This is a genomic window from Saccharopolyspora sp. ID03-671 (assembly GCF_045278815.1).
GTDB lineage: Bacteria > Actinomycetota > Actinomycetes > Mycobacteriales > Pseudonocardiaceae > Saccharopolyspora > Saccharopolyspora ipomoeae.
Genome location: NZ_CP134054.1, coordinates 4799065 through 4820998, shown reverse-complemented (window position 1 = coordinate 4820998; position 21934 = coordinate 4799065). Strand labels below are relative to the sequence as shown.

Sequence of the window (21934 nt, the reverse complement as noted above, 5' to 3'; positions counted from 1 at the left end):
GGCTACCACTTCTCCATGAACGAGCGGTTCTCGTTGTCCTCGTCGTCCGGGGGTTCCGGCGCGCTCGGCTTCGCGGCGACGGCGCCGGGATCGGCCGCGAGCTGCGCGCCGACGCTGTCGGCGATCGCCCGCGCCGCCGGGGATTCGGTGCCCATCGTCTCGGCGATGATCTCCTGCGAGCGCTGGGCGAGCTGGTTCTTGGCTTCAGCGAAGGCCGTCATGATGGCGCGCGAGACGGCGTCGGGGTCGCTGCCCTTCATCTTGGAGGTCAGCTTGATGTCGGCCAGCCCGCCTGACGAGTCGATGGTGACCTCGACGATCCCGCCCGGATCTTTCGCGGTGACGCGCACTTCCTGGAACCGCTGACTCATCGTCTGCGTGTCCGCCGCGAGCTTCTCGATCCGGCCCTTCCACGCGGCCAACCGCTCGTGCGCGCTGTCCGGATCGAGGATGTTCCCGTCCATGCCACTCCGATCCTCGGGACGCCAACCTCAAGATCAGAGCCTAGGGAGCACAAGACCCGGACGTGGTGCTTTCGATCAAAAAGACCGGGGAATCAGCTGGCCAGGGCCACAACTAGCCGGACCACCCGTCTACATAGCCTCCGAGATCGATGCCGCCTACTTCATCGCTGCCGATCTCGGAAAACGATGACACGACCTCGAAGTCTGGCTCATAGCTGGATTTCACACGCAGCGGATGCCCTGCGTGCTCGGCCAAGAACCTCCACAACGACTTAGTGATCAACGGATTCTCCGAGTTGGGCAGAGACCCTTCCTCTTCGAGGTGGAAGTGATCAACACTCGCAGCGTCCTTCATGACCGGCTTACCGAGCGCGATGAGAACCCGACACGAGAAACAAACCATGTAGGCGGATGCACTCACTCCCGTTCCTCCTGACCAGTGCCCCTCCGGCTCCGGCAGACAACGTCATCGGTCGAAACGGCCCGACTTCAGGGCGTCCAGAAACACACGCCACTGCCGCGAGGTCGTGGTAAGTACCCGGCTTCGATGTTCTTCGAATCACGCACTGCCGCACCGGATTCGACCGCGCCGACCTCGACGCACGTGCTCTCCTGGTTCGAGCGCGACGACTTCCGCCAGCCAACAGGTTCGGATAAGGGCATTACCGCAGCTCACCTTCGATTGCTTCCACGCGACTGCGGATGAAACCGCGAGACTCGGCCGAACTCATCGCTCGGTCCCGAATATCGGCCAGCGCCTCCTGGTAGTCGCGAACGTCCCTCACGTTACGGACGAAGGCCGTGGTTCGAAAGTGCTCCAGATGCACGATGGGGTTCTGGTCGGCGAACTCCAGCAACAAGAAGGGGCCTGCGTGGGCGGCGTGCCAGGCAGATGTGCTGAACGGCAAGACCTGGACGGTCATCATCGACCGCTCGCCAACGCTCAGGAGATACCGCAGCTGCTCGGCCATCACCGCTGGGCCACCGATCATTTCGTGAAAGACCGCTTCGTTGAGGATGACCGAGTAGTCAGGCGGACGAACGGAGTCCAGGACCTCCCTCCGGCTCAGCCGGAACGCGATCCGCGCTTCACGCGTCGCCCTCGGCAACGAGGCCATGACGGCGGTCATGTAGTCCCGCGTCTGAAGGATTCCCGGAACGACGTGCGTCTGAACTTCCGTGATCGCGGTCGCCGTACGCTCGAAATCCGCCATCGCGGCAACCTCCCCCTTCACACCGGGGAACCCGGATGCCAGCCAGTCCGGATCTCGAACACCGCGGGCACCCGCGATGATCCGATCCTTGTCCTCGCCTTTGACCCCGAGAACGGTCAGGACGCTGGCGGCTTCTTCGGGCGTCGGAGGCTTGAGTCCTGACTCGTATCGCCAGATCGTGGTGTGGCCGACGCCCAGGACTCGTCCCAGTTCCCGAACACCGAAGCCTGCTTCTTCTCGTAGTTGTCGCAGCTCGGCTCCCAGTGCGCGAGCTCGCGGATTCGCCTTGGTGGTTCGGGTCATGAACCGATCTTATCCCGATAAAACCGCAGGTGAGAACGCTCTTCTAGGTGATTGCGCAGCTGTCACCGCAACGGAAGCATGGTTCTCAGAACCAGTAATGAGGACGAGAACCGAGGAGTCCGATGTATCCGTTCCACTGGGTGCCGTGCGAGGGGCGGCGGCACGCGAGTCTCGACGAGCACCCGCACGGGCGCTCCTACCCGACCGGGACCGAGGTCACGACGTTGTGCGGGCAGGAGTTGACCGCGGAGAACAGCGATTTCGGCTGGTTCTGGGACACCTGCCCGACCTGCTACCGGGAAGCGCTTCGCCTGGCGGGGATTCCGGCGCGATGACCAAGCAGTCCACGGCGCTGGCCGTGCACCTCCGCCAAGCCCAGTGGCTCCTCGACGAACTCGCCTTCGACGCCGGCTCCGACCGCCTCGACGCCCACCAGATCGCCGAAGCCGTCGTCACCCTCTCCCAGCTCAACGCCCTGCTCAGCGGCGTTCACGCCACCATCGTCAGCGGAGTGGGTGGCGAAGTTTTCATGAAAACTTCCCCGTCGACGTCAGGGGACAGTTCTCATGAAAACTGTCCCCTCGAAACGGGACAGAAGTTCCCATGACCCTCGGTTTCCCCAGGACCGAGGGAAGTTTTCATGAAAACCTCGGTTTCAAGAGCGGAGGGAAGTTTTCATGAAAACTTCCCCGAACCCCGAACCCCGTCACCGGGTGGCGGAGATGATCCCGCTGCCGAGGACGAGGTCTCCGGCTTCGTCCGGGCGGTAGAGGACGACCGCCTGGCCCGGGGCGACGCCCTGGAGTTCCTGGCGGAGCTGGATCTTGAGGTGCTCGCCGTCGAACTCGGCGACCGCGTCGGCCGTGCCGCCGTGGGCGCGGACCTGGACGACGCACTCGGTCGGGCCGTCGAGCGGCTGCTCCGACGGCCAGATCGGGCGCTTCGCGTCGATCTCGGTGACCGCCAGGCGATCGCGGGAACCGACCTTCACCGTGCCCGAAACCGGTTCCAGGGACAGCACGTAGCGCGGTTTCCCGTCCGGGGCGGGGGCGTCGATGCCGAGGCCCTTGCGCTGGCCGATCGTGAAGCCGTGCACGCCGGTGTGCTCGCCGAGCACCGCGCCGGTCTCCTCGTCGACCAGCTGACCGGGGGCCTGGCCGAGCTTGTTCTCCAGGAAGCTCTTGGTGTCGCCGTCCGGGATGAAGCAGATGTCGTGGCTGTCGGGCTTCTTGGCGACCGCCAGGTCCTGCTCGGCGGCCTCCTCGCGGACCTCGGACTTCAGGGACCCGCCCAGCGGGAACATCGAGTGCCGCAGCTGCTCGGAGGTCAGCGACGCCAGCACGTACGACTGGTCCTTGCCCTCGTCGCGGCTTCGGCGCAGCTCCGGAACACCGTCCACCGTGGACAGGCGGGCGTAGTGACCGGTGCAGACCGCGTCGAAGCCCAAGGCCATCGCCTTCTCCAGCAACGCCTCGAACTTGATCTTCTCGTTGCAGGTCAGGCACGGGTTCGGGGTGCGGCCGGCCGCGTACTCGCCGACGAAGGTCTCGATGACCTCCTCGGTGAAGCGCTCGGCGAAGTCCCACACGTAGAACGGGATTCCCAGCAGGTCAGCGGCACGACGCGCGTCGTGCGAGTCCTCGATCGTGCAGCACCCGCGCGCACCCGTGCGCAACGTCCCCGGCTTGGCCGACAGCGCCAGGTGCACCCCGACCACGTCGTGACCTGCGGCGACCGCCCGGGCCGCCGCGACCGCGGAGTCCACTCCACCGCTCATGGCCGCCAGCACTCGCACGACTCACACCTCCGTGGCGGCCGCGGCCGCCGAAGATCGGCGCAACCCGGCCAGCCCGGCGCTGCGCGCTCGTTGCACCACCGGCCCGATGGCCTCGGTCAGTGCCTGTACATCGGCCGCGGTCGAGCTGTGCCCGAGGGAGAAGCGCAACGACCCGCGCGCGGCCTTCGGATCGGCCCCCATCGCCAGCAGCACGTGGCTGGGCTCGGACACGCCCGCCGTGCACGCCGATCCGGTGGAGCACTCGATGCCCTTGGCGTCCAGCAGCATCAGCAGGCTGTCGCCCTCGCAGCCGGGGAACGTGAAGTGCGCGTTGCCCGGCAGCCGCGACGGCCCACCCGCGATGATCCCGTCCCCGGGATCGCCGTTGACCACCACGTCCGGCACCACCGCCCGGACCCCGCTGATCAGCTCGTCGCGCAGCTTCGCCAGCTGCGGCGCGTGCGACTCGCGCTCGGCGACCGCTTCGCGCACCGCCGCGGCCAGCCCCAGCACGCTCGGGGTGTCCATCGTCCCGGACCGCACCTCGCGCTCCTGACCGCCGCCGTGCAGCACCGGAGTGCACTTGACGTCGCGGGACAGCAGCAGCACCCCCGCACCGTACGGTCCGCCGACCTTGTGGCCGGTCATGGTCAGCGCCGAAGCACCCGAGGCCGCGAAGTCCACCGGCAGCGTCTCCACCGCCTGCACCGCGTCGGTGTGCAGGGGGATGCCGTGCCGGTCGGCGATGGCGGCGAGCTCGGCGATGTCGTTGACCGTGCCGACCTCGTTGTTCGCCCACATCACCGTCGCCAGCGCCACATCGTCATCGCTGGTCAGGGCCGCCTCGAAGACCTCGGGGGTGATCCGGCCGAGCGCGTCGGCCTCCAGCCAGGTGACCTCGGCGCCCTCGTGCTCGGCCAGCCACTCCACCGCGTCGAGGACCGCGTGGTGCTCGACCGTGGCGGCCAGGATCCGACGGCGGGCCGGGTCGGCCGCGCGGCGCGCCCAGAAGATGCCCTTGACCGCGAGGTTGTCGCTCTCGGTGCCCCCGGCTGTGAACAGCACCTCCGAGGGCCGCGCGCCCAAGGCGTCGGCGATGTCCTCGCGGGACTCCTCGACCTGCCGCCGCGCCTGCCGACCCGAGGTGTGCAGGGACGAGGCGTTGCCGATCCGGGTCAACGCCTCGCTCATCGCGGCCACCGCTGCGGGCCGCATCGGGGTCGTAGCGGCGTGGTCGAGGTAAGTCATCGCTCATCCAGGGTAATGCAAGCCGCCCGCCACCTCCCCCGAGGTCCGACAGAAGACGCAGGTCAGACCGGTTCGACCCGCCCCGGCCGGACCAGCATCACACCCCACCAGCAGCGCACCCGGCCTCCGACCGACCACCTGGGGCCTGCGGGGCGGGGCGGTCCCCATGAGAATTCCCCGCCCCCGACCCCCGACCAGCAGCACCCATCCGGCCCCGTCCAATCCTCGCAACCCGGCCGACGAAGCCCCCGGCGTCAAAAACCGCGGTTTTTGACGTCGAGGCCGACCCCGTGTCATCGCCGGGGCAGTACGGATCGGTGCGTGGGTCAGGCGGCGAGGGCTTCGGCGGGTGCGGCGTGGGTGCGGCGTGCGCCGGTGGCTCCCGTGATCGCGTCCTGGGCCTGCCGGGCGAGGGTCTTGCGGTCGGTGCCGGTGAGCTCCGGCAGGACCACGACCTCCACCACCAGGTCGCGCATGCGCGCCACCGAGAACACCGAGTCCGCCAGGCTCGCGTCGCCCAGGAACGCCGCCGCGGTCGTCAACTTCCCGCGACCGTCGCGGAAGCGGACCGCGACCGGCTGCATCCGGGCACCCGCGTCCAGGGCCGCCTGGAACACCGCGGGACGGAACGTCCCACCGGCCGCACCGCACCACGTGGTGCCTTCCGGGAACGTTCCGATCACCGAACCGGCCCGCAGCTCGTCAGCGATCGTGGCCACCGCGCCCGGCAAGGCCGACAACCGGTCGCGGTCGATGTACACCGTCCCGATCCGCCCGGCCAGAGAACCCAGCACCGGCCATGACCGGACCTCGACCTTCGCCAGCATCTTCATCGGGGTGAGCACCTGAAGGGCCACCACATCCAGCCACGAGACGTGGTTGCACACCACGAGCCCGCCACCGGGCGTCAAGGTGCCGTCGATCTCCAGGCGGATGCCCAGCCCTCGCAACAACATCCGGAACCACCGGGGCACCGCGCGCTGCCGCAGCGCGGACGGCAGCGCCAGCACCATCGCGCTGCCGATCAGCAGCAACCCGACGGTGATCCCGATGCGCAAGGCCAGCCGCAGCCGGCCGACCTCGGTGCCGGGGTCGCGCGGCGGAAGGCACTCCGGCCCGCACGGCGACTCCGGCATCCACGAGTGGTTCATGCCGCCTCTCCGAGGAAGAACCGCATGTATCTCTGATCGGCGCGTTCGAGGTCGACCAGCACGAAGAAGTCCGCCACCCCGAAGTCCGGGTCGTGCGCGGGCGGGCCGCACACCTCCGCACCCAAGCGCAGGTAGCCGCGCAGCAGCGGCGGGATCGTGGAGCGCTCGTCGCGCTCACCCGGCTCCCACGGCTGGTGCGGGTGCACGCGCCGCTCCTCGGGTGCGTAGTGCTTCTGCGACACCGTCCGCCACACGTGCGCGGCCTGCACACCGCCGTCGTCCAGCGGCACCGAGGCGCAGCCGGCGAGCATGGTGTGCCCGTGCAGCAGCATGTAGCGGGCGATTCCCGCCCACACCAGACTCACCACGGCACCGTTGCGGTGATCCGGGTGCACGCACGAGCGGCCCGTCTCCACCAGGGAGGGGCGCAGCGGGTCGAGGGCGGAGAGGTCGAATTCGGTTTCCGAGTAGAGCATTCCGGCGGAGGCGGCGCGGTCGGGCGGCAGCATCCGGTAGGTGCCGACCACCTCGCCGCTGCGGTCCTCCCGCACGATCAGGTGGTCGCAGTGGTCGTCGAAGGAGTCCTGGTCGACGCCGAGCTCCCCGCCCTTGACCGTGGCGCCCATCTCCTCCGCGAACACCCGGTGGCGCAGGCGTTGTGCGGCGTGGACCTCATCGGCGTCACGAGCGACGAGAAGCGAGTAGTGGGCGTCGGCCGCCGCGTTCGGTGCGGCGCTGGCCAGCAGCTGCGTCTCGGACATGTCCCAGGTGTATCGCCGCGAGCCGAACGCCCAACACACCAGCGGATGACACGGAGCCGGAACTTTCGGTGAATGCCAGGTGCGTGCCAGCCCATCCGTCCCCTCGATGCCGCCCATCGCAGCACGTCAGAGGGGAGGCCCACCCGTCTCATCAGACCTCGACCCGATGTTGATCTTACCCGCCGGCACGCCCTCCGCACCGCTGGTCCCCCACTTCCGGGAGTTGGGCAACTTTCGTGCCAGTCACCGACGTGAGCACGGGAACTTTCCTGTCACCCGGCCGATCGCCGACCTGCGCGCGGGAACTCCTCTGTCACCGATCCGGCCGCCGACGTGAGCATGCGACCCTTCCTGCCACCACACCCCGCAGCAGCGCCGGAGTGGGGAAGGGAACCTTCCTCGCACGGCGCTGCCCGATCACCCCGGGGGCGGCGGCTAGATTCAGCGCATGCAGACCGAGCGCGTCGAACTCTTCACCGATGGCGCATGCAGCGGGAACCCCGGCCCGGGCGGCTGGGGCGTGGTGCTGCGCTATGGCGATCACGAGCGGGAGCTCTACGGGAAAGACCCGACCACGACCAACAACAAGATGGAGCTGATGGCCGTGATCGAGGGGCTGGCCGCCCTCACCCGGCCGATCCCGGTGGTGCGCGTCTACACCGACAGCACCTACGTGCTCAAGGGCATCACCGAGTGGATGCGCGGCTGGAAGCGCAACGGCTGGATGACGTCGGCGAAGAAGCCGGTCAAGAACGCCGATCTGTGGCAGCGGCTGGACGCGGAGTGCTCCCGTCACGGCGAGGTCCAGTGGGAGTGGGTGAAGGGCCACGCCGGTCACCCGGAGAACGAACGCGCCGACAAGCTCGCCTGCCAGGGGCGCGACGAGGCGCGATGAACGGAGAACGGGCCGCGCTCCCGGTGGAGCGCGGCCCGTTCCCGTTGCGTGAAGGGGCTCAGCCCTTGCGCTTGGTGACCTCGTCGGTCAGCTGCGGCGCGACCTTGAACAGGTCGCCCACGACGCCGTAGTCGGCGATCTCGAAGATCGGGGCCTCCGGGTCCTTGTTCACCGCGACAATCGTCTTCGACGTCTGCATGCCCGCCCGGTGCTGGATCGCACCGGAGATACCGAGGGCGATGTAGAGCTGCGGCGAGACCGTCTTACCGGTCTGACCGACCTGGAACTGGTGCGGGTAGTAGCCGGAGTCGACCGCGGCACGCGAGGCACCCACGGCGGCACCCAGCGTGTCGGCGAGCTTCTCCACGACCTCGAACTGCTCGGCCGAGCCGACACCGCGACCACCGGAGACCACGATGCTGGCCTCGGTGAGCTCGGGGCGGTCGCCGGCCTCGGCCGGCTGCCGACCGGTGATCTTGGCGCCGGACGAGGCCGGAACCTCGACCTGCTCGACCGCCGCGGCACCCGAAGCCTGCTCGGCCTCGATGGAGCCGGGCAGCACGGTGATCACCGGGGTGCCCTTGGTGACCTTCGCCTTGGCGTCGTAGGTGCCACCGAACAGCGAGTGCGACGCCACGCCCTCACCGTCGACGTCCACGACCTCCGACAGCAGACCCGCCTCCAGGCGGATCGCCAGGCGACCGGCGATCTCCTTGCCGTCGACCGACGCCGGAACCAGCACCGCCGCCGGGGACGCCGAACCGGCCAGCTTGGCCAGCACGTCGACCTGCGGGGTCACCAGGAACTCGGCGGCCTCGGCGGACTCGGCCGCGTAGACCTTCGCCGCGCCGTAACCGGCCAGGGCCTCGGACAGCTTGCCCGCGGTGCCCGGCTCGCCGACCACGACGGCCGACGGCTCGCCGATGCGGCGGGCCGCGGTCAGCAGCTCGTACGTGACCTTCTTGACCTCGCCGTCCACGTGATCGACGAGGACCAGAACCTCAGCCATGAATTTGCCTCCTCGAAAACCGTGAACGACTCAGAGCAGCTTCTCGCCGGCCAGGAACTCGGCGACCTGAACGCCGCCTTCGCCCTCGTCGGTGACCTTCACACCGCCGGACTTCGGCGGCTTCGGTGCGGACTCGACGACCTGGGAGCCGGCGTTGGCCAGGCCCACCTCGGAGGCGTCGATCCCCGCGTCGGCCAGCGACAGCGCGCTCACCGGCTTCTTCTTCGCGGCCATGATGCCCTTGAACGACGGGTACCGCGGCTCGTTGATCTTCTCCGTCACGCTCACCACAGCCGGCAGACCCGACTCGACGGTCAGGATGCCCGCGTCGGTCTCGCGCTCGACCTTCACCGACGATCCGTCGGTCTCGACCTTGCGCGCGAAGGTCAGCTGCGGCCAGCCGAGCACCTCGGCGACCATGGCCGGCACCGCACCGGAGCGACCGTCGGTCGCCTCGTTGCCGGCGATGACCAGGTCGACACCCTCAACGGTGCCGATGACCTTCGCCAGCGCCTTGGCGGTGGCGGGCGCGTCGGTGCCGTGCAGCGCCTCGTCGGCGAGGTGCACCGCCTTGTCGGCACCCATCGACAGCGCCTTGCGGATGGCATCCGTGGCGCGATCCGGGCCCATGCACACGACGGTCACTTCGCCGCCCTGAGCCTCCTTGATCAACAGCGCCTCCTCCACGGCGCGCTCGTTGATCTCATCCAACACGGCGTCCGCTGCTTCACGGTCCAACGTGTGATCCGCAGCAGACAGCTTCCGTTCGGAATACGTGTCGGGCACCTGCTTAACCAGGACGACGATGTTCATGGGCCCTCTTCGACCTCCTGCGGACTCAACTGACGCTCGCTGGTCCTCCAGCGGCTCTGCTTGTGGACCCGGCGCGTTCCGTCCGGGTTAGGTTGACCTTGCCATGCCCCCAGCGGGAAAGCACAGTGATGCCAACCACCAAGGATGTTACTTGCCAGTAGCCCGGGTGCAACCAGGTCCCACCCGTGACAGTACTCACCCTCCCCCGACGAAGATGATCGACCTTCGCAAAAGCGGGAACGGGTCATCCGGAAAGTATGTGAATGAACCTTACGTATTAGTAGCCTTGCCGCCATGAGAAGACGCGTCGCCATCGTGACCGATTCGACGGCTTCCGTTCCGCTCGACGTGGCCGACCGGCTGGGGATCTCCATCGTGCAGTTGGAGCTGACGGTCGGTGCTGAACAGAACGACGAGCGACGGGTGCTGCACCCCCAGATGGCCGAGGCAATGCGAAACAACGTCCCGGTCTCCACCAACCCTCCCCCTCCTCCCGCCTTCTACTGGAATTACGCCGATGCCGCGGCATCGGGAGTCGAAGCGATCATTTCGATCCACATTTCCGAGGGAATGTCGCAAACGTGCCAATCCGCGCGCATCGCCGCGGCCGAGATCGGCGTGCCGGTCTACGTCGTGGACGCGCGCCTGACCGGGCTGAGCCTCGGATTCCCGGTGATCGCCGCGGCCGAGGCCGCCGCGGCCGGCGCCACGCCGCACGGCGTGATGAACGTCCTGGAGCACCGGCTGCGCAGCACCACGCAGCTGCTCTACGTCGACACCCTCGAATACCTGCAGCGCAGCGGCCGGATCGGCCGCGCTCAGGCGTGGGTCGGCCAAGCGCTGTCGATCAAACCGGTGCTGATCATGAAGGACGGCGTGATCGACCAGCTGGCCAAGGGCATCGGCGAGGAGCGCGCGCTGCGCAAGGCCATCGCCACCGCCGTGGAGCGGGCCGGCCGAGGCCCGGTCGACGTGGGCGTGGAGCACTTCGAGGCCGCCGACCGCGCCAAGGAGGTCCTCGACGCGCTGTGCTCGCGGCTGCCGCAGGTGCGCAGGGTCACGCTGGAGGAGACCAGCGCGATCATCGGAGCGCACACGGGCCCGGGAGCGCTCGGCATCGCGGTCTCGCCCGCCAACCCCTGAGGCGCTCGCCCCGCCGCGAAGTCCGGTGCGGGGACCGGACTCGCCTCGGCGACGCAGCGACCACCGAAGAGCGAATTCCTTTCACGAGACGACCTTTTCGCTCGCCGTCTCGCAGTTTCGCCTGCTTTTCCCTTGCTCTTCCACCCTTTTGAGTGGTGCGAACGCGCGTTCGATCGCGGATACTCGTTGTCACCGGCCCCGAAACCTCTCGCACGGGACCGAATTCCGCATCCGCTGATCTACAGCACCATCACTCAGGGGGAATCATGCGCGCCACGACGATTGCCGAGCCGTACCGCTCACCGATCTCAGTCCTGGAGCTTGTCCATCGCTCGGTGCACGCGCTTGACCGATACCGGTCTCGGCGTACCCAACGACTGCGCGAACAAGCTCACGCGCAACTCCTCGACCATCCACCCCACGTCGAGCAGGGCCTCGCTGGGCGAACGCCCCTGCGGCACCCGGGACAGCAGATCCCGATAGCGCTGCCGGACCTCGTCCACCTGATACATCCACTCCCGGTCGCGCTGCGGCTGGTGCTGCGCCTTGTCCAGCCGCTGCTCGATCGCGCGCAGGTAGCGGACCAGGTCGCGGAGCCGATCGAAGCCGGTCTCGGTGACGAAGCCGGGATGCAGCAGGCCTTCCAGCTGCTCCCGGATGTCGGCCAGCGACTCCGCCGACACGCCCTTGGGGCGGTCGGCGAGCACCGCCTCGACGTGCTGCGCGGCCACCAGGACCCGCTCCACCTCGGCCAGCACGGCCACGGTGTACTCGCCCAGACCGGCGCGGACCTTCGCCTCCAGCGAGGCGTAGGCCTCGCCGTCCCACACGGGCCCGCCGTTGTCGAGCATCAGCTTGTCCACGGCGCAGCGCACGCAGTCGTCGAGGATCGAGCCGAGATCGCCGTACTGGCTGCCGCCGAGCACCAGGCGGCTGGTCGCGGTCATGCCCCGCTGGATCGACTTGGCCGGCGAGGGCACGTTGAGCAGCAACAACCGGCGCGTGCCGTGCCACAGCGCGCGCCGCTGCTCCCGCTCGGTGTCGAACATGCGCACCGCGACCGTCTCGCCCTCGTCCACCAGCGCCGGGTAGGCCTTCACGGCGTGCCCCGAGCGCTGCTGGGAGAAGGTGCGCGGCAGCTCGCCGAAGTTCCAGGAGCGCAACCCGCTCTGCTCGACGTCGTCGGCCGCGGCCGAGATCTCCTCGCGCACCTTGGGTTTGAGCCGCAGCTTGAGCTCGTCGAGATCCTTGGACTCGGCCAGCTTCCGGCCGCGGCGGCCCACCACGCGGAAGGTCATCTTGAGGTGGTCGGGAACCTTGTCCGGGTCCCACTCCGAGCTCGGCACCTCGACGCCGGTGAGCTGGCGGAGGCTGCGCTGCAGGGTCTCCAGCAGCGGCCCGTCGTCCGGTCCGACGCGGGAGAGCACGGCCTTGGCGAAGTCCGGCGCGGGCACGAAGTTGCGCCGCGTCTGCTTCGGCAGCGATTTGAGCAGCGTGGTCACCAGCTCTTCCCGCAGGCCGGGGATCTGCCAGTCGAAGCCCTCGGGGTCGATCTGGTTGAGCACCTGCAGCGGGATGTGCGCGGTGACGCCGTCGGCGTCGGCTCCCGGTTCGAACTGGTAGGTCAGCTTCAGCCGGTGGTCGCCGTAGGTCCAGTGGTCCGGGTAGTCCTGATCGCTGACCTGCGCCGAGCGCTCGTTGATCAGCATCGACTTCTCGAAGTTGAGCAGGTCGGGCTGGTCGCGGCGGGTCTTCTTCCACCAGGTGTCGAAGTGCCTGCCCGAGACCACCTCCGAGCCGATGCGCTGGTCGTAGAAGTCGAACAGCGTCTCGTCGTCGACGAGGATGTCGCGGCGGCGGGCGCGCTCCTCGAGGTCCTCGACCTCGTCGAGCAGCGCCCGGTTCTGGCGGAAGAACTCGTGCCGGGTGTCCCAGTCGCCCTCGACCAGGGCGTGCCGGATGAACAGCTCGCGGCTGACCTCGGGGTCGATGCGCCCGTAGTTGACCTTGCGGTCGACCACCAGCGGAACGCCGTAGAGCGTGACGCGTTCGGTGGCGACCACGGCTGCGCGGTCCTTCTCCCAGTGCGGCTCGCTGTAGTTGCGCTTGACCAGGTGCTCGGCGAGCGGCTCGATCCACTCCGGTTCCACGCGGGCCGCGATCCGAGCCCACAGGCGGGAGGTCTCGACGAGTTCGGCAGCCATCACCCAGCGCGGCGGCTTCTTGAACAACGACGACCCGGGGAACACCGCGAACCGGGCGTTGCGGGCTCCCTGGTACTCGTTGGCGCCGCGCCCGGGCGGCCCGGAACGCTGTGCGCCGTTGCGCTTCTCAACGTCCTTGAGACCGACGTGCGAGAGCAGCCCGGCCAGCAACGACTGGTGGATGCGGGTGGCGTCGGCCGGCTGATCGGCCAGCGTCATGCCCATCGACTTGACCATCTGGCGCAGCTGGCCGAACAGGTCCTGCCACTCGCGCACCCGCAGGTAGTTGAGGAACTCGTTGCGGCAGAGCTTGCGGAACTGGTTGGAGGACAGCTCCTTCTGCTGGGCCCGCAAGTACTCCCACATCCGCAGGAAGGAGAGGAAGTCGGATTCGGCGTCCTTGTCGACGAAGCGCGCGTGCTTCTGGTCGGCGGCCTGCTGGTGCTCGGCGGGGCGTTCCCGCGGGTCCTGGATGGACAGCGCGGCCACGATCACCAGCACCTCGCGCAGACAGCCGTTGCGCTCGGCCTCCAGCACCATCCGCGCCAGGCGCGGGTCGATGGGCAGCTGGGCGAGGCTGCGGCCGATGCGGGTGAGCTTGCGGTCGGCGGCGGACTTGGTGCTCTCCAGCGCGCCGAGCTCGTGCAGCAGGGAGACACCGTCGGTGATCTGCCTGCGGTCCGGTGGTTCCAGGAACGGGAAGGACTCGATCTCGCCCAACCCCAGCGACGTCATCTGCAGGATGACCGAGGCCAGGTGGGTGCGCAGGATCTCCGGGTCGGTGAACTCCGGCCTGGCCTCGAAGTCGTCCTCGGAGTACAGCCGGACGCAGATGCCCTCGGAGACGCGGCCGCAGCGGCCCTTGCGCTGGTTGGCCGATGCCTGCGAGATCGGCTCGATCGGCAGCCGCTGCACCTTGGTGCGGAAGCTGTAGCGGGAGATGCGCGCCGTGCCGGGGTCGATGACGTACTTGATGCCGGGCACGGTCAACGAGGTCTCGGCGACGTTGGTCGACAGCACGATCCGGCGGCCGGTGTGGCGCTGGAACACCCGGTGCTGCTCGGCGGCGCTCAACCGCGCGAACAGCGGGAGGATCTCGGTGTCGCGGAGGTTCAGCTGGCCGAGGGCGTCGGCGGCGTCGCGGATCTCCCGCTCGCCGCTGAGGAACACCAGGATGTCGCCGGGCCCCTCGGCGGACAGCTCGCGCACCGCGTCGCAGATGGCCTGCGGCTGGTCGCGCACCTCGGTCGTGGGGTCTTCGGGATCGTCGGAGTCCTCCAGCAGCGGCCGGTAGCGCACCTCCACGGGGTAGGTGCGTCCGGAGACCTCGATGACCGGTGCGTCGTCGAAGTGCCGGGAGAACCGCTCCGGGTCGATCGTCGCCGAGGTGATGATGACCTTGAGGTCGGGACGGCGCGGCAGCAGCTGCTTGAGGTAGCCGAGGATGAAGTCGATGTTGAGGCTGCGCTCGTGGGCCTCGTCGATGATCAGGGTGTCGTAGCGGCGCAGCAGCCGGTCGTGCTGGATCTCGGCGAGCAGGATGCCGTCGGTCATCAGCTTGACCAGCGTGTCGTCGCCGGTGCGCTCGGTGAAGCGCACCTGGTAGCCGATGGCGCCCCCGATCTCGGTGCCCAGTTCCTCGGCGACGCGTTCGGCCACCGTGCGCGCCGCGAGCCTGCGCGGCTGGGTGTGCCCGATGACGCCCTGGACGCCGCGACCGAGCTCCATGCACATCTTGGGCAGCTGCGTGGTCTTCCCGGAACCGGTTTCCCCGGCGACGATGACGACCTGGTTGTCCCGAATGGCTTCGAGCAGGTCGTCCCGGCGCTGGCTGACCGGCAGGCTTTCCGGGTAGGTGATCTCGGGACGGGCGTCGCGGCGGTTCTGCACCCGCAGCTCGGCGGTCTCGACGTCGCCGGCGATCTCCGCGGTGACCGACTTCAGGGCCTCCGGGTCGCGGATCTTGCGGGCGCCCTCGATGCGACGGCGCAGCCGACGCTGGTCCTGCAGCATCAGCTCGGGCAAACGTTCCCGCAGATCAGCGAGCGGAGATTTCACAGACGACGTACCCATACTCCGCACAAGCATAGAGAAGGCGTCGGCGGCGCTGCCTCCCAATTTCGCCGTGCTCACAACCGGCACCCGATCAGTGACGCACATCACCAACCTTCGGGGCGTGGTCGCTCAGGTGCGCTCCGCCCGGCACAGGTAGGCCACCGCCTGGTCACCGACCCTGGTGATCACGACGCTGGCCTCCTGCGAACCCTTGGGCTTGAGCCTGCGCCGCAACGCGTCGGGATCCACGTCGACACCGCGCACGAGGATCTCCAACCGGCCCACGTCGTGCTTGCGCAGCAGCGTGCGCAGAGCCTTCTCGTTGAACCGGCCGTGCTCGACGACCCGGAACGCCCGCACCCCGGGCGGCGGGACGTCGCCGGTGAGGTAGGCGATGCGCGGATCGAGCTGCACCAACCCGTGCCGCGCCGCGTAGTGGCGGACCAGGCCTGCGCGCACCACCGCGCCATCCGGGTCGACGATCCACTCGCGGGCGTCCTCGGCCGGGCAGTCGTCGGACTCGGCATCGGTGATGGTCCACGCGCTGCCGTCCGAGCGCAGCACGCTCGCCCGGCGGCGCGCGGTCGGGTCCGCGAGCGAACCGAACCACAGCGCAGCCTCCCGCACACCGCCGTCGAGCGAGATCACCTCGGCCTCGACGTCGTCGGGCACCGCCGCGAAGTCCAAACCCGGGGCGCACTTGATCACCAGGTCGCGGCCCGCGTAGACGTCCACGAGCTCGTCCAGCGGGGGCACCAGATCGGCGGGATCCCAGCGCCGCCTACCACCTTCGTCGCGGCGCGCCGGATCTGCCACCACCACGGTGTCGCGGGTGACCGGGCGAAGCGCGTCGGCCTCCACGACCGCCGCGTCGAGACCGGCCGCAGCCAGGTTGTGGCGGGCCATGAGCAGCCGAATTCGGTCCACGTCGGAGCCGACGCTGCGCCGCGCGACGGCCGCCACCGCGGCCAGGTCGGCGCCGATCGAGCAGGTCACGTCGTGCACGTCGCGTCCGGCAAGGCGCTGAGCTCGGTGCCGGGCGACGACGCTCGCGGTGGCCTGCTGCAACGCGGAATCGGTGAACAACCAGTCGCCGCCACCGTCCAACTTGGACTCGGCTTTGCGGCGCAGCACCGCGGTTTCCAGAGCCGCCGCAGCGAACCGCTCGCCCACCAGTCGCCGCGCCGCAGCGACGTCGGACAACCGGGACTTGCCGGTGAGCGCGAGCCCGGACAGCTCGGCGACGGCAGCGCACCCCTCCGCCGAGCGCAGGAACAGCACGTCGTCGAGGTCGAACGAGTACCCCACCACCGCCTCCTAGCGCGCACCCGAAGCGCGCGACCGGCGCGAACCGGGGACCGGGTGGTGGGGTGTGCTCGTCACGACCGCTTCCGCTGCTTCCTGCCGGGTCAGCGCCCGGTGAACTTCGCCTTGCCGGGACCGTTCTCGATGAACGACCGCATGCCGATCGTCTGGTCCTCGGTCGCGAAAGTACCGGCGAACAGGTGCGTTTCGAGCTTCAGACCGTTGTCCAGGTCCACGTCGAGACCACCGTCGATCGCGGCCTTCGCCGCCGCCAGAGCACGCGCCGCGCCACCGGTGAACTGCTCGGCCCAGCGCTTCGCCGTCTCGTAGACCTCGGCGGAGGGCACGATCTCGTCGACCATGCCCAGCGACAGCGCCTCCTGCGCCTCGACGAACCGGCCGGTGTAGATGATGTCCTTGGCCTTGCTCGGCCCGATCAGCCGCGCCAACCGCTGCGTGCCACCGGCGCCCGGGATGACGCCGAGCAGGATCTCCGGCTGGCCGACCTTGATGTCGTCCGCCGCGATGCGCCGGTCGCAGGACAGCGCCAGCTCGAAACCGCCGCCCAGCGCGTAGCCGGTGAGCGCCGCGACCGTGGGCTTCGGGATGGCCGCGACCTGGCTCATCGCGTCGGAGAGCCCGCGCTGCTCCTTGCCGGCCATGTCCGCGTAGGACATGTCGGCCATCTCCTTGATGTCCGCGCCCGCGGCGAAGACCTTCTCCCCGCCGTAGACGATCACGGCACGGATGTCGTCGCGCTCGGCGGCCTCGATCGCCACGTCGCGCAGCTCGGTCTCGATCTGCCTGTTCAGCGCGTTCATCTTCGGCCGATCCAGCCGGATCGTGCCGATCGCACCTTCGACCTCAAGCCTGACGAACTCGCCCACGCAGCAACCTCCTCGTCGAACCACCGCTTGTCGCGGGGAGGCTATCGCGCCCCACCCGAAATCTGCTGTGTCACCGATCTCAACCCGCCGCGGCACCGGCCGGAACCGGACGCTTCCCCTGCTGGTCAGGGCCTGCGTCGGGCGAAGTAGCGGTCTCCGGCGCGCTGCAGTTCGAGGTTCTGGTCGAAGGTCTTGGACAGGTTGTCCTCGGTGAGCACGTCCTCGAGCAACCCCTGCGCGACGATGCTGCCCTCCCGCAGCAGCAGGCAGTGCGTGAAACCGGGCGGGATCTCCTCGACGTGGTGGGTGACCAGCACCGATGCGGGAGCGTCCGGGTCCAGCGCCAGGGTCGACAGCCGACTGACGAGGTCTTCGCGGCCACCGAGGTCCAGCCCGGCGGCGGGCTCGTCGAGCAGCAGCAGCTCCGGGTCGGTCATCAACGCGCGGGAGATCATGGCCCGCTTGCGCTCGCCCTCGGACAGGGTGCCGAACTCGCGGTCGGCGAGGTGCGCGACACCGAGCAGCTCCAGCAGTTCCACCGCGCGATCGGTGTCGAGGTCGTCGTACTCCTCGCGCCACCGGCCGAACACCGAATACCCGGCGCTGACCACGACGTCGCGGACGATCTCGTCGCCGGGAACGCGGTTGACCAGCGCACCCGAGCACAGCCCGATCAGCGGGCGGATGTCGAACACGTTGGTCTTGCCGAGCCGCTCGCCCAGCACGTCGACGGTGCCGGTGGTCGGGTGCATCTCGGTGCTGGCCATCTTCAGCAGCGTCGTCTTGCCGGCCCCGTTGGGGCCCAGCACGACCCAGCGCTCGTCGAGTTCGACCGACCAGTTCACGTCGGCCAGCAGCGTCGTCTTGCCCCGCCGGGCACCGACGCCATCCATCTGGATGACCAGGTCGTCCACGTCTACCTCCCAGCCGTGACTGACCGCGGCGGCGCAACCAGGCGCGCACTCGGCGTTCGTCTTCGTCGCGGGACCGCCGCAGGTTCCGGCGGATCCCCTCCCGGGGAACATTCTTCCCGCCGCAACCGCACCGCCTGCGAGCGGGATGCCGCTCACCACTCGCCCGCCCGGGTGAACCTGATCATCCCTGCGCATCCAGGTCGTCCACATCCCGGGAGCCCTGGCCTCGGCGGCGTCCCGGTGCCAGGATCAGCGGCGTGTCCGATTCGTTTCTCACCCGCGATCGCGTGATCGACCTGTTCCGGGTCGTCGCCTCCGCCTGTCGCTGAAAGCGGTCCGAGGGACCACTCCCGCTTCCCGACGTCATCGCGGCACGACGAATCGTCACAACACCTGTCTCTTCTTCGAGGAACTCCCCTGTCCCGGGGAGAGGTGTGTCGTGCCGGTGCCACACCGCAACACACCTGGAGACACCGTGAGCATCACGCAGCCCGAGAACCCGTCCGCCCCGCTGTCCGCCTACACCCCGACCGCACCGGTCCCCGCGCCCGGCGACGCCGAACTGCACCCGTCGCTGAACCAACCGCTGCTGCGCGACCTGATCCGCCCGGACCACCTCCACTGGAGCGCGCGCGAACTCCGCGACCTCACCGGACTGGTCGCAGGAGAGCTGACCTCCGACCTGATGAACATCGTGCGCGTCGACGAGCAGGAGCGGTGGTGGGCCAAACTCGCCCTCACCGCCGGAGTCGAGCTGTGGCTGCTGTCGTGGGCACCCGGCCAGGGAACACCTGCCCACGACCACGGCGGCGCCTCCGGTTCGTTCTCGGTCCTGTTCGGCGCGCTGCGCGAGGACTACCGCTACCCGAGCGGCCCGGTCCGCACCCAGCACCACGACCTCGGCGCCGGGATCGGCTTCGGCCCCGGCCGGGCGCACCAGGTCACCAACGTCAGCTCGGTCAACTCGGCCAGCGTGCACGCCTATTCGCCGCCGCTGCTTCCGGTGAACTACTACGCCGACCTCGCCGAGATCCCCGCCGTCCCGCCGCAGCGAATCGAGGGAACCCGATGACCGTCCCCGAACCCCGCACCGAGTCCATCGGCCTCGGCCCGTACGGGATCGAGCACCTGCTGGCCGAATCCCGCGAGAAGCTCGCCCGCGTCAGCCCGCAGGAAGCGTTCGAGATCCAGCGAGACGGCGGGCTGATCATCGACATCCGACCGGAGTCCGACCGGCTCAGGCACGGCGAGATCCCGGGAGCGCTCACGGTCGAACGCATCGTCCTGGAATGGCGCCTCGACCCGGCCGGCCCGCACCGCCTCACCGGCCTGCACCCGCAGCGCCCGGTCGTGCTGGTCTGCAACGAGGGCTACGCCTCCAGCCTCGCCGCCGCCCAAGCCCAGGAACTCGGTCTCACCAGAGCCACCGACCTGGCGGGCGGCTTCCACGCGTGGAAGCGAGCGGGCCTTCCCACCACCGCCGCCGTCGCCTGACCTGAGCAAGGGAACCTTCCTGTCATTCGCCTCGCCGACCGGTGACAGGAAGGTTCCCTTGCTCACCTTCAAAGCGCCTCCCCGGTGGGCGCGGGTCCCGTAGGCTCCGGGCCTTGTGCGAGCGCAGAGCCTCTTGTTACGCCCGTGGGTGCTGGTCACCGTGGTGGGCGCGGTTGTCCTAGCGGTGGTCGAGCTGGTCCTGGGGACCGGTGTCGCCGGTGTCGCGGCCGGTTGGGCGGGCGGTGTGGTGGGAGCGATCCTGCTGCCGGTGGCCACGCAGATCGGGTTGCTCCTGGGATCGGTGCTGTTCGGACTGCGCGTGCGGCAGGTGGTCTTCGGCGCGATGCGGGAGGTCGCCTCGTTCCGGCGCGGCAGCACGACTTTCACGTTCCGGGCCCTACCCGTGACGTTGCGGGCGCAGATCGGGCCGTGGCGGTCGCCGGTGATCCTGCGCTGCTGGCTGGCCGGGTTGCTCTCGGCGCTGGCGGGTTTCGCCGCCGTGGCCGTGGCGTGGCTGGTGGTCCCCGGGGCGTTCGGGCGCGGTCTCGCGCTGGTGATGAGCGCGTTCATGCTCGTCAAGCTGTGGCCGAAGCGAGTTCCGCTGACGACCTCGACAGGTTGGTTGCTGTTCTCGTTGCCGCGCATGCCGGAGCAGGAGCGTTCGGACTTCCTCGCGGCCCCGTTGGCGGCGCGCGCCTACGAGGCGCTGCGGGCCGGTGATCTCGACGTGGCGCAGGCCCGCGCCGACGAGCTCGCCGACCGCTTCCCCGGCATCAACGCGACGGTGTCCTGCCAGATCGCGGTGCTGGAGTCGCGCGGGCTCTACGCGCCCGGTGTGCTGCTGCTGTTGAAGTTCCTGTCCGACAACGACGTTCCGCCGCGGAAGATGGCCTACTTGCTGGCCGGACTGGCGGGTTTGGGCTTCAAAGCCGTTGAGTCGGGGCAGATGCCGGCCGAAAGCCTGCTGCCGACGGCGAAGAATGCCCTTGAGGACGCCGTGCAGCTCGGCTATCCGGAGTTCGAGCTCAACGGCACGAACGGCCTGCTGGCGTTGATCGAGGGCAACGCCGACGACGCGATCCGGCTGGCCACCAGCGGAGCCGAGTACAACCACTCGCCGCTGTCCCGCGCCGACGACTTCGCGACCCTCGCCCGCGCGCACATGGCGTTGCACGACAACGCCGCGGCCCGCACCGCCCTGGATCGCGCCGAGGAACTGGCGCCGTGGTCGCCGCGCGTCACCGAGACCCGCCAGCGCCTGTCGGTGAGCTGAAGCAGGGGAACCTTCCTGCCACCTGCGTGACAGGAAGGTTCCCTTGCACCGGTCGGAGCGGGTGTCAGTCGATGGTCAGCACGAGCTTGCCCTGGGTGCGGCCGGTCTCGCCCTGGGCGTGAGCCTTGGCGGCGTCGGCCAGCGGGAAGGTGCCGGCGATCTCGGCGCGCAGCTTGCCCGACTCGACCAGTTCGCGGACGGCCTGCATGCCGGCCTGGTCGGCTTCGACGAGCATGAGCTCGGCGCGAACGCCCAGCTCCTCGGCTTCGGCGACGAGCTCTTCGCGGTCGTAGGGCAGGATCGACACGAGGATGCCGCCCTTGCGCAGCACCTGCAGCGAGCGGCTGCGGTAGTCGGCGGCGATCGGGTCGAGCACGACGTCGACGTCCTTGACGGCCTCGGTGAAGTCGGTCTCGGTGTAGTCGATGAGCTCGTCAACGCCGAGCCCGGTCAGGAACTCGTGCTTGCTCTTGCTGGCGGTCGCGATCACGTGGGCGCCCTTGGCCTTGGCGATCTGCACCGCGAGGTGCCCGACGCCGCCCGCGGCCGCGTGGATCAGGATCCGCTGCCCGGACTGCAGGTTCGCGGTGTCGTTGAGGGCCTGCCACGCGGTGAGCGCGGCGAGCGGGATCGCACCCGCCTGCACGTGGTCGGTCCCGGCCGGCTTCGGGGCGAACGCCCGGGCCGGGCCGGTGACGTACTCGGCGTGGGAGCCGAGGCCGAACGGGTAGGGCAGCATGCCGAAGACCTCGTCACCGGGCTTGTGCAGGGTGACGCCGGTGCCGATGGCCTCGACGACGCCGGAGACGTCCCAGCCGAGGATGCGCGGGGGCTCGGAGAGGAACCCCTGACCCGCGCGGTGCTTCCAGTCGGTGGGGTTGACGCCCGCGGCGTGCACGCGGATGAGGACCTCGCTGGGTCCCGGCTCGGGCTTGTCCAACTGCGCCTCGCGCAGCACCTCGGGACCGCCGTAGGAGTCCTGGGTGATGGCACGCATGGTTTCACTCATGCCCCCACCCTGCCT

The 21934-nt window shown here is 69.2% G+C and carries 22 protein-coding genes; 7 read left to right on the top strand and 15 right to left on the bottom strand.

From position 1 onward, the window contains the following. Nucleotides 1-2 precede the first annotated feature (2 nt). From REH65_RS22350 to REH65_RS22335, 4 genes are all read right to left on the bottom strand, one after another. Nucleotides 3-464, bottom strand: a complete 462-nt coding sequence (locus tag REH65_RS22350) for a YbaB/EbfC family nucleoid-associated protein (protein WP_406688959.1) — start codon at nt 462-464, stop codon at nt 3-5. A 112-nt stretch (nt 465-576) separates the two neighbouring features. Beyond that, nucleotides 577-885, bottom strand: a complete 309-nt coding sequence (locus REH65_RS22345; protein WP_406688958.1) for a hypothetical protein — start codon at nt 883-885, stop codon at nt 577-579. Between the two features lie 68 nt (nt 886-953). After that, on the bottom strand, nt 954-1127 hold the full coding sequence (locus tag REH65_RS22340; protein ID WP_406688957.1) for a DUF397 domain-containing protein: 174 nt from the start codon (nt 1125-1127) through the stop codon (nt 954-956). Then, nucleotides 1127-1981, bottom strand: coding sequence for a helix-turn-helix domain-containing protein (locus REH65_RS22335; protein ID WP_406688956.1), 855 nt, complete (start codon nt 1979-1981; stop codon nt 1127-1129). The genes REH65_RS22340 and REH65_RS22335 overlap by 1 nt, the downstream gene beginning before the upstream one ends. A 122-nt stretch (nt 1982-2103) precedes the next feature. Here REH65_RS22335 and REH65_RS22330 point away from each other — a divergent pair, with 122 nt between their 5' ends. Together REH65_RS22330 and REH65_RS22325 are read left to right on the top strand one after the other, a co-directional pair. Next, nucleotides 2104-2316, top strand: a complete 213-nt coding sequence (locus REH65_RS22330; RefSeq protein ID WP_406688955.1) for a zinc finger protein — start codon at nt 2104-2106, stop codon at nt 2314-2316. Further along, complete coding sequence (locus REH65_RS22325; protein WP_406688954.1) at nt 2313-2588, top strand: hypothetical protein; 276 nt, start codon at nt 2313-2315, stop codon at nt 2586-2588. Before REH65_RS22330 ends, REH65_RS22325 begins: the two co-directional genes overlap by 4 nt. 99 nt (nt 2589-2687) lie before the next feature. Here the strand turns inward: REH65_RS22325 and mnmA are convergent, their stop codons facing one another. The 4 genes from mnmA to REH65_RS22305 all read right to left on the bottom strand — a co-directional run bounded on the left by mnmA (nt 2688) and on the right by REH65_RS22305 (nt 6918). Further along, nucleotides 2688-3776, bottom strand: coding sequence for a tRNA 2-thiouridine(34) synthase MnmA (gene mnmA / locus REH65_RS22320; RefSeq protein WP_406688953.1), 1089 nt, complete (start codon nt 3774-3776; stop codon nt 2688-2690). Between the two features lie 3 nt (nt 3777-3779). Continuing rightward, nucleotides 3780-5006, bottom strand: coding sequence for a cysteine desulfurase family protein (locus REH65_RS22315; RefSeq protein ID WP_406688952.1), 1227 nt, complete (start codon nt 5004-5006; stop codon nt 3780-3782). Between the two features lie 326 nt (nt 5007-5332). Further along, nucleotides 5333-6157, bottom strand: a complete 825-nt coding sequence (locus tag REH65_RS22310) for a lysophospholipid acyltransferase family protein (protein ID WP_406688951.1) — start codon at nt 6155-6157, stop codon at nt 5333-5335. Then, a complete protein-coding gene (locus REH65_RS22305) occupies nt 6154-6918 on the bottom strand; it encodes a GNAT family N-acetyltransferase (RefSeq protein WP_406688950.1) in 765 nt (254 codons plus the stop codon). Before REH65_RS22305 ends, REH65_RS22310 begins: the two co-directional genes overlap by 4 nt. 448 nt (nt 6919-7366) lie before the next feature. Here REH65_RS22305 and rnhA point away from each other — a divergent pair, with 448 nt between their 5' ends. Next, nucleotides 7367-7813, top strand: a complete 447-nt coding sequence (gene rnhA, locus REH65_RS22300; protein ID WP_093413535.1) for a ribonuclease HI — start codon at nt 7367-7369, stop codon at nt 7811-7813. Between the two features lie 58 nt (nt 7814-7871). Here rnhA and REH65_RS22295 read toward each other — a convergent pair whose 3' ends face one another. Then, nucleotides 7872-8822 (bottom strand): electron transfer flavoprotein subunit alpha/FixB family protein, encoded by a 951-nt coding sequence (locus tag REH65_RS22295; RefSeq protein ID WP_406688949.1) that lies wholly within the window; start codon nt 8820-8822, stop codon nt 7872-7874. A gap of 30 nt (nt 8823-8852) precedes the next feature. Further along, the gene (locus REH65_RS22290) at nt 8853-9635 is read right to left on the bottom strand and encodes an electron transfer flavoprotein subunit beta/FixA family protein (RefSeq protein ID WP_406688948.1); all 783 of its coding nucleotides are present in this window, start codon (nt 9633-9635) and stop codon (nt 8853-8855) included. Nucleotides 9636-9929: 294 nt separating this feature from the next. Here REH65_RS22290 and REH65_RS22285 point away from each other — a divergent pair, with 294 nt between their 5' ends. Then, nucleotides 9930-10778, top strand: a complete 849-nt coding sequence (locus tag REH65_RS22285) for a DegV family protein (RefSeq protein WP_281454990.1) — start codon at nt 9930-9932, stop codon at nt 10776-10778. Nucleotides 10779-11086: 308 nt separating this feature from the next. Here the strand turns inward: REH65_RS22285 and hrpA are convergent, their stop codons facing one another. From hrpA to REH65_RS22265, 4 genes are all read right to left on the bottom strand, one after another. Continuing rightward, nucleotides 11087-14995, bottom strand: a complete 3909-nt coding sequence (gene hrpA, locus REH65_RS22280; protein WP_406688947.1) for an ATP-dependent RNA helicase HrpA — start codon at nt 14993-14995, stop codon at nt 11087-11089. A 171-nt stretch (nt 14996-15166) separates the two neighbouring features. Further along, nucleotides 15167-16345 (bottom strand): THUMP-like domain-containing protein, encoded by a 1179-nt coding sequence (locus REH65_RS22275; protein ID WP_406688946.1) that lies wholly within the window; start codon nt 16343-16345, stop codon nt 15167-15169. Nucleotides 16346-16446: 101 nt separating this feature from the next. Then, on the bottom strand, nt 16447-17229 hold the full coding sequence (locus REH65_RS22270; protein ID WP_281454993.1) for an enoyl-CoA hydratase/isomerase family protein: 783 nt from the start codon (nt 17227-17229) through the stop codon (nt 16447-16449). Nucleotides 17230-17354: 125 nt separating this feature from the next. After that, nucleotides 17355-18122 carry an ABC transporter ATP-binding protein gene (locus REH65_RS22265; protein WP_406693215.1) on the bottom strand — a complete coding sequence of 256 codons (768 nt, stop codon included), beginning with the start codon at nt 18120-18122 and terminating at the stop codon, nt 17355-17357. A gap of 532 nt (nt 18123-18654) precedes the next feature. Here REH65_RS22265 and REH65_RS22260 point away from each other — a divergent pair. From REH65_RS22260 to REH65_RS22250, 3 genes are all read left to right on the top strand, one after another. Beyond that, nucleotides 18655-19215 (top strand): cysteine dioxygenase, encoded by a 561-nt coding sequence (locus tag REH65_RS22260; protein WP_406693214.1) that lies wholly within the window; start codon nt 18655-18657, stop codon nt 19213-19215. Then, nucleotides 19212-19637, top strand: a complete 426-nt coding sequence (locus tag REH65_RS22255) for a rhodanese-like domain-containing protein (protein ID WP_406688945.1) — start codon at nt 19212-19214, stop codon at nt 19635-19637. The genes REH65_RS22260 and REH65_RS22255 overlap by 4 nt, the downstream gene beginning before the upstream one ends. Nucleotides 19638-19770: 133 nt before the next feature. Beyond that, nucleotides 19771-20910, top strand: a complete 1140-nt coding sequence (locus REH65_RS22250; RefSeq protein WP_406688944.1) for a hypothetical protein — start codon at nt 19771-19773, stop codon at nt 20908-20910. A 64-nt stretch (nt 20911-20974) separates the two neighbouring features. Here REH65_RS22250 and REH65_RS22245 read toward each other — a convergent pair whose 3' ends face one another. After that, a complete protein-coding gene (locus tag REH65_RS22245) occupies nt 20975-21919 on the bottom strand; it encodes an NADP-dependent oxidoreductase (RefSeq protein ID WP_406688943.1) in 945 nt (314 codons plus the stop codon). Between the last annotated feature and the right edge of the window lie 15 nt (nt 21920-21934).

Coding starts and splice junctions, on each gene's coding strand:
- REH65_RS22350 (WP_406688959.1), bottom strand. CDS start 464: ATGGACGGGAACATCCTCGATCCGGACAGCGCGCACGAGCGGTTGGCC.
- REH65_RS22340 (WP_406688957.1), bottom strand. CDS start 1,127: ATGCCCTTATCCGAACCTGTTGGCTGGCGGAAGTCGTCGCGCTCGAAC.
- REH65_RS22335 (WP_406688956.1), bottom strand. CDS start 1,981: ATGACCCGAACCACCAAGGCGAATCCGCGAGCTCGCGCACTGGGAGCC.
- REH65_RS22330 (WP_406688955.1), top strand. CDS start 2,104: ATGTATCCGTTCCACTGGGTGCCGTGCGAGGGGCGGCGGCACGCGAGT.
- REH65_RS22325 (WP_406688954.1), top strand. CDS start 2,313: ATGACCAAGCAGTCCACGGCGCTGGCCGTGCACCTCCGCCAAGCCCAG.
- REH65_RS22315 (WP_406688952.1), bottom strand. CDS start 5,006: ATGACTTACCTCGACCACGCCGCTACGACCCCGATGCGGCCCGCAGCG.
- REH65_RS22310 (WP_406688951.1), bottom strand. CDS start 6,157: ATGAACCACTCGTGGATGCCGGAGTCGCCGTGCGGGCCGGAGTGCCTT.
- REH65_RS22305 (WP_406688950.1), bottom strand. CDS start 6,918: ATGTCCGAGACGCAGCTGCTGGCCAGCGCCGCACCGAACGCGGCGGCC.
- rnhA (WP_093413535.1), top strand. CDS start 7,367: ATGCAGACCGAGCGCGTCGAACTCTTCACCGATGGCGCATGCAGCGGG.
- REH65_RS22295 (WP_406688949.1), bottom strand. CDS start 8,822: ATGGCTGAGGTTCTGGTCCTCGTCGATCACGTGGACGGCGAGGTCAAG.
- REH65_RS22290 (WP_406688948.1), bottom strand. CDS start 9,635: ATGAACATCGTCGTCCTGGTTAAGCAGGTGCCCGACACGTATTCCGAA.
- REH65_RS22285 (WP_281454990.1), top strand. CDS start 9,930: ATGAGAAGACGCGTCGCCATCGTGACCGATTCGACGGCTTCCGTTCCG.
- hrpA (WP_406688947.1), bottom strand. CDS start 14,995: ATGCTGCAGGACCAGCGTCGGCTGCGCCGTCGCATCGAGGGCGCCCGC.
- REH65_RS22265 (WP_406693215.1), bottom strand. CDS start 18,122: ATGGATGGCGTCGGTGCCCGGCGGGGCAAGACGACGCTGCTGGCCGAC.
- REH65_RS22255 (WP_406688945.1), top strand. CDS start 19,212: ATGACCGTCCCCGAACCCCGCACCGAGTCCATCGGCCTCGGCCCGTAC.
- REH65_RS22245 (WP_406688943.1), bottom strand. CDS start 21,919: ATGAGTGAAACCATGCGTGCCATCACCCAGGACTCCTACGGCGGTCCC.